Source organism: Helicobacter bilis ATCC 51630, assembly GCF_000686565.1.
Classification (GTDB): domain Bacteria; phylum Campylobacterota; class Campylobacteria; order Campylobacterales; family Helicobacteraceae; genus Helicobacter_A; species Helicobacter_A bilis.
In genome coordinates this window covers 36061-42549 of sequence record NZ_JMKW01000021.1, presented here as the reverse complement: position 1 = coordinate 42549, position 6489 = coordinate 36061, and the positions used below count along the sequence as shown (strand labels likewise).

The 6489-nt window shown below is 34.9% G+C and carries 7 protein-coding genes; 1 reads left to right on the top strand and 6 read right to left on the bottom strand.

Features of this window, described 5'->3' with window-relative positions; translation table 11 throughout:
- Positions 1–285 precede the first annotated feature (285 nt).
- The 6 genes from T368_RS13355 to T368_RS0105450 all read right to left on the bottom strand — a co-directional run bounded on the left by T368_RS13355 (position 286) and on the right by T368_RS0105450 (position 4389).
- Entirely contained in the window at positions 286–930 is a 645-nt protein-coding gene (locus tag T368_RS13355) for a CDP-glycerol glycerophosphotransferase family protein (protein WP_004085972.1), read from the bottom strand.
- 262 nt (positions 931–1192) lie between these two features.
- The gene (locus T368_RS0105470) at positions 1193–1414 is read right to left on the bottom strand and encodes a hypothetical protein (protein WP_004087283.1); all 222 of its coding nucleotides are present in this window, start codon (positions 1412–1414) and stop codon (positions 1193–1195) included.
- Between the two features lie 312 nt (positions 1415–1726).
- Positions 1727–2317 (bottom strand): phosphatase PAP2 family protein, encoded by a 591-nt coding sequence (locus T368_RS0105465; RefSeq protein ID WP_004087284.1) that lies wholly within the window; start codon positions 2315–2317, stop codon positions 1727–1729.
- 31 nt (positions 2318–2348) lie between these two features.
- Positions 2349–3107 (bottom strand): hypothetical protein, encoded by a 759-nt coding sequence (locus tag T368_RS0105460; protein ID WP_034567130.1) that lies wholly within the window; start codon positions 3105–3107, stop codon positions 2349–2351.
- A 76-nt stretch (positions 3108–3183) separates the two neighbouring features.
- Entirely contained in the window at positions 3184–3738 is a 555-nt protein-coding gene (locus tag T368_RS0105455) for a HobA family DNA replication regulator (RefSeq protein ID WP_004087288.1), read from the bottom strand.
- A gap of 48 nt (positions 3739–3786) precedes the next feature.
- The gene (locus T368_RS0105450) at positions 3787–4389 is read right to left on the bottom strand and encodes a toxin-antitoxin system YwqK family antitoxin (RefSeq protein WP_004087289.1); all 603 of its coding nucleotides are present in this window, start codon (positions 4387–4389) and stop codon (positions 3787–3789) included.
- A gap of 650 nt (positions 4390–5039) precedes the next feature.
- Here T368_RS0105450 and argH point away from each other — a divergent pair.
- A complete protein-coding gene (gene argH, locus T368_RS0105445; protein ID WP_004087290.1) occupies positions 5040–6482 on the top strand; it encodes an argininosuccinate lyase in 1443 nt (480 codons plus the stop codon).
- Positions 6483–6489 lie beyond the last annotated feature (7 nt).

The window sequence follows — 6489 nt, the reverse complement described above, 5'->3', positions numbered from 1 at the left end:
AGAATCTAAAATCTCTCGCTCAATCTTTAGAAGTTCCCTTGCTGATTGCATTCCTGCATTGTGTGGGTGCTGCCATAAAAGCTCTTTTGTCTCTTGCAATTGAAGCTGTGTATTCTTGTGTGAATTGTGTGTATGTGCTGTGTTTGTGTTTAAGCTACTCTGTTGTGTGTCTTTTAAATCACAAGAGTTAAAAATCTCCTCACAAATCTCTTGTATCTGTGAAAAATGTTTTTGCGAAATCCTTTTGCCTATCCTATCAAGTGCTTTAAATGTCCAAATAGAATCTCACTCTATATCTGCCATATCATAACCGCTTAAATCCATATCATTATCAATAGTTAGCACAGGCTTACCCTGCAAACACACAAAGTCAAATATCACACTTGAAAAATCAGAAATCATCATATCCGCCCTTGCGAATGCATAAATATTAGGCGTGTCTTTATCCCATTCTACATTGCTATAATCTTTTAACGCTTCTTGTAAGTGTTGTATATTTGCTTTTTCACTTGGTGAGATATAGCTTTGTGGATGAGGGCGGATAATGATGTGATAAGAGCTTTTGGCTAAAGGCAGAAGTAAGTCTAAACCATATTTATTAAGCAGGGTTTCCTTGCCCCAAGATGGTGAAACAAGTATGGTTTTTGTGCTATTTTTTGGAAAAGATTCTAAAGCATTTGCTTGTAAAGATAACTCATCAAGGTAAGTAGAACCTGTAATAGCAATATGCTTTCTTTTGACATTATGTGCAGATTCTATATCACGGATAAAGTCTTCTTGCACCTCATTTGCTACTAATACAGAATCAAAATAATCCACTCCAAACACACGATAAGTCATAGGGGAAAGCGAATGCACGATATGGCAGTAATGCGCTACGCCGCGATTGCGTTTAATATGTAAGACATCAAGTCCGGGAGTGGTAAGCACCAAAATATCAGCACGAAGTCTATTTAAAAGATTATAAGCTTTATTGCCCTCACCAATGTAGATAAACTCGCCATTTTTTGAAAGGCTAGATTCTAAGCCCTTGCTAGAATCTAATCTATTGTTAGAATCTAATCGCTTAAGGGCTGGGTCGTTTTGTGAGGAAGTGTAATAAGTGTAGGGGTGTTTTAAAGAATCTAGTGCATCTAAAATAGGCTTAAAAGTGCCATAGTATTGAGGACATTCAGCATAAAAGACTAGATTCTTATGAGATTGCCCCCTCCGTAGTTGATGTGGCTGAAGTTAAGGGATTGTATGTGCCAAAAGAGATGATTTTATAAAATAAATTTTTAATAAAAAACAAAGCTGAAGCAAAGAGTGCTACGATTGAAGAAAGCAATAATGAACCACTGCCCGGGTCAAGATAGGCAAATGCTATGCTAGGTGATAGGCATAGCAGAATAAAAAATGAGAGAATGGGTTTCATGTAAGTTTTTCCTTAGATTAAAATATAAAAAGTAAAATGCAATACACTATGGCATAAAGACAACATTCTATTTCTTTAAAATTAGCAAAAAAGTTATGTATTATAGCAAAAAAATTAATACTTCATGCAATTTGATTATTGCAGACTGTTGTGTTAAAAATTACAGATTAGCACTTAGATAAAAATATTTATTCCCGTGCATAGAATAAGTAATTACATTATGGTTCAATAGTTTCTTATTATATCACATAGAAACCCAATGCGTAAAAACATATAAGAAACTAAACATTCTCATTGTTTCTATGATAAAACTTACCACCGATAGTGCATATTAACACCATAAAAGCTACCAAAGCGATCGGCACTAATTTCAGGCGTTACGATAAATCTTGTTTGTGGGTTATATCGCGTAGTAAAGACATACGCCCAGCCCCATGCGATTGCACTGCCGATTGCGACTTGCCAAATCGTGTGTTTTTTAGCATATACGCGAGATGCTGCGGTAACCACGCCAAGCCCTATAAGTGGCAATGCAGGTTTCCAACCATAGCGATAATACACAAAACCAGCGGCACTAAATGCACCACCAGCATGTCCGCTAGGCATACCTTTATAGTCATCACAGCAAGGTCGTTTTGCAAAATCTATGCTTGTGCCATTGAGATGAGCGTATTCAAACCCCCTTTTGATAAGCTCTATTGTGCCTTGTGTGGCAAGAGAACCAGCGGCAAGTTGAGCTGCCCCCTCATAATCACGCATACCAAGACTAACGATTAACACGCCAAATGGCGCAAGTGTCAAGATATCGCCTAACTTTTCAAACTCATCTCTGGCTTGCATATTTTGTGTAAATATGAGTAAGCATATGCATAAAATCTTTTTATATGTTTTAGATATAGACATTTATCACCTTATTCATTCCAATTTTTAGAATCTACTTTGCTTTTATGTGCGTAATCTTTTTGCATTGCAAATCGCGTTGTGCGATGATCTCATCAAGTGTTGTGCTAAAAAGTGAGCCTTGACATTTGACCTCATATTGTGCCACTAGCTTATAAAAATCATCGTAAGATTCTATAATGCCATTCATAAAAGCATAGTGTTTTAACTCGCGTAAATCATAAATTGCATTGGCATTTGAAGCTATATTTGAAATTATAGATTGCAATGTAGTTTTTAGAGCTTCTTTGCTTTTTACATGCTTAAAATCCTTTGTGTAGAAAAATAAAAATTGCTCTTGATTTTGCACATTTGCAAACTTTTCTCCATAGTATTTTTTATATGGATTCTTAGTGAAAGACTGCAATGTATAACCTGCTATCTCCCCATCACATGGATATTTTCTTGTTGTAAGTAATGAATGTAAAGTTTTTACATATTGCTTATTAAAGCCACATGTAAAAGTAATGTTAAGTTCTGGGATATTAGCTATTTTATAAGAGTCGTTTAACTCTTGTAGTTCGTTGATAGCCATGCTAAATGTTTCTTTTTTGGGAAGCATTTTTGCAATCTCTTTTACTTCTTCTAAAAATATTTTATCACTCTGCACATAAGCATATTTAATCGTATAGTTTGATGAATTTTTAAAAGTATCTTGCATGACATTCATGCAGGAACTCAAACACAAACAAGCCAACACAATAACACAAAAATGTAATATATAGAACTTTGTTTTAATAAAATGTAAAATCATAAAAAACCTTATGCAGTAAGAAGTAGGTAATAATCAAAACTAGATTTTGTTGATTCTATCGCAAAAACTTCGTTATTTATATATTCTCAAGGCTAAATTCGCCACAGATTCCTGCAAAAAGGGCTTTTTCAAAGATTCTATATGCTTGTAATAGCTTAAAATCAAGATTATAATCATTAGAATGCAAGGTAAAGGAATGCTCTAAAGACTCATCTAATATCCAAAGAAAAGATTCTCTAAACTCTAAGCTAAATTGCGCTATCGCATTTTCAGTTTGCCCGATATACCATAAAGCATAGCTTTGATAAGACATATCAAGCAAATCTTTGACACTTTCGCCCTGCTTTGCTTCAATCAACCCAATAAGGGAAGAATCAAGCGCATAAATAGGCACAAAAGGGCGTTTTGTATCAATCGTATTTAATCTATTTAGAATGTAGTGTTGTAACCACGCGCTCTTTTTATCCGTGCAAAGCAAAAATGTGCCACCATTAAGTAAGAAACTAATCGCTCTTGCTACAAGCGGCGTCCAGCCATTACGATCAATCTCAAGCCATTGCAATGGCATACGATTAAGCTTATCCGCATCTTTTCTCAATGTATGCAACATCCATTCATTAATATTTGTCAAATGCTATCCTTTCAAATGCTTTCTTTAAGTAAAGATTCTATATTTTATTTATTGTTTGCATATATCATACCAGTAGTCACCACCTATTTCAAATTCATCTATTTCATTAGTTAATCTTGTAAGGTGTGCGTTTGCTTGCCAGATAAGCTTTTTTCCTTTATCATAAAATTTTACAATGCTATTTACCTTGCCATTTGTATATGGGATTTCTGCAAGTATATCTCCACTCGGATAATAATGTTTCTGTATACCATCTTTTTGATCACTTTTGTATGATGTTTCAACCACTAAATTTCCACTAATAACATTATATACTTTTGTTATACCATGCCTTATTCCGCTTTTAAATGTTGATTCTTGAAATAGATTGCCCTCATAATATGATTTATAAATGCCATCTATTTTTCCATTTTTATATATTATTTCATACTTAAGGTTTCCGCTTTCATGATATGTTTTTTCCATACCATGTTTTACTCCATTTTGATATAGTGTTTCTTCTTTTAAATTTCCACTATCATAGTATTGTTTCTCAACACACCCTGCTTTTTTATCCTCTTCGCTTTCACACTCTTTTAGATTATCTGCATGTAAAAACGAAAAAGAAGCAACACTACACAAAATCATTGATAAAAACAGATTTTTACCCATAAGTTTCCCAAATCTCACAAACCTATCCCTTAACTTATAAATAAAACTAGAAATAAAACTAGCATTCTACAAAAAACAGATACAAATATCAAGCAAAATATATAGAGATTAAAGGTTTAGATCTAAGATTTACTAGATTCTATGGAATTAGATTCTAATTTACCAAAATCTAGATTCTATAAAAATAAGATGTTTTAACTGCGTCTCAACATGACGAGTGATAGATTCAAAAAACAAGTTTTTTGCAATCTACATATCCCCAGAGTATCACTTGAGACAGGGGATTTGTAAGCAATAAGTGCAAGATTCTAACTTAGGGGAGCCAATAAAGTTGCGTAGAATCTTTCTAAATATCTATAGAATTCTGTGTATTAAGACAACCTTATCTCTAGTGCAGAATCTTATGTGATCAACATGAGGTAAAGAGAATGTAATCCAAAAAAGCTTTTGCATACAAAAGATTGTATAAATGGATTTCATATTTTAAAAGAATCTTTCTATCTCAACCTTTCTTTATCTAGCATGACTGGGTAACAAACGATATATAAAACCATATCATACCAAGAATGACATGCAATTGCCAAACAACACTTAACAAAATTTTTGTATCATTCTAACCATGATATTTTAAGCTCACATAAAGGACATATATGGCGAAACTTTGGGCTGGCAGGTTTCAAACAGATGCAAACACTTTGCTTGATGAGTTTAATGCGAGTATTCCATTTGATAAAAATCTATGGGAAGAGGATATTCAAGGCTCTATCGAACACGCAAAAATGCTTTATTCTATTGGGCTTTTAGACATACACGAGCTAGATTCTATTACACATGGATTGCAAGAGATAAAGCAAGAGATTATGCAGGGTAATTTCACTTTTTCCTTGCAAGATGAAGACATACACATGGCAATAGAGAAGGCTTTGAGTGAAAAGATTGGCGATGCGGGGAAGAAGCTACACACAGCACGCAGTAGAAACGATCAAGTAGCCCTTGATTTTAAACTCTATTGTAGAAAGCAGAATCTTGTTATACAAAAGCTATTAATCGAGCTTATAGAATCTCTTCTTTCAATAGCACAGCACCACACAAACACCATAATGCCCGGTATGACACATTTGCAACACGCACAGCCCATAAGCTTTGGTTATCATTTAGTGGCTTGGTGTGTTGGGCTGAAACGCGATATTGAGAGATTGCAATCAAGTATGCAAAGAAGCGATGATTGCCCCTTAGGGAGTGCAGCCCTTGCTGGCACGCCCTATGGCAATGAGAGAGAGAATCTTGCCTTAAGTTTGGGCTTTAAAACAGCGAGTCTAAATGCTATGGATTCTGTTGGGCAGAGAGATTTTGCCCTAGATATATTGTATGATATTGCTATGGTTATGCTACATGTTTCACGCATGGCAGAAGAGCTTATTTTATGGAGTAGCTATGAGTTTGGGTTTGTAACTTTTGCTGATAGTTTTGCGACTGGAAGCTCTATCATGCCACAGAAAAAAAACCCCGATGTAGCCGAGCTTTTGCGGGGTAAAACAGGTAGAGTTTATGGGAATCTTATGGCATTATTAACCACTATGAAAGCACTTCCTTTTGCGTATAATAAGGATATGCAAGAGGATAAAGAAGGTGTGTTTGATTCGGTGCAAACTGCAATCATTAGCCTTAAGATTCTAACAGAAAGCATGAAAACTCTTACAATTAATACCGAGAATATGCGTAAAATGTGTGAAAAGGGGCATTTAGTCGCAACAGATTTAGCAGATCTTTTAGTAAAAGAGTGTCATGTCCCTTTTAGAGAAGCCCATCATATTACAGGTGTATGCGTGCAGTATGCTGAATCTTGCGGCAAGGATTTAAGCAATATTGAGATAGATTCACTCTGTGAGGTGCTAGAAAAAGAGCTTAAAAATCTTGTAACGCAAGAAGGCAATATGGAATCTATTGTAACGACAATATCAAGTGAGAGCTTAAAACTTGCCCTAAATCTAGAGCATTCTATGCAAAGGCGAAATAGTCTTGGAGGATGTGGGAGCGATGAGGTAAAAAGACAGATTCATATATTATTACAATGGCTAAGATCTATCGCATAGCTTAGGT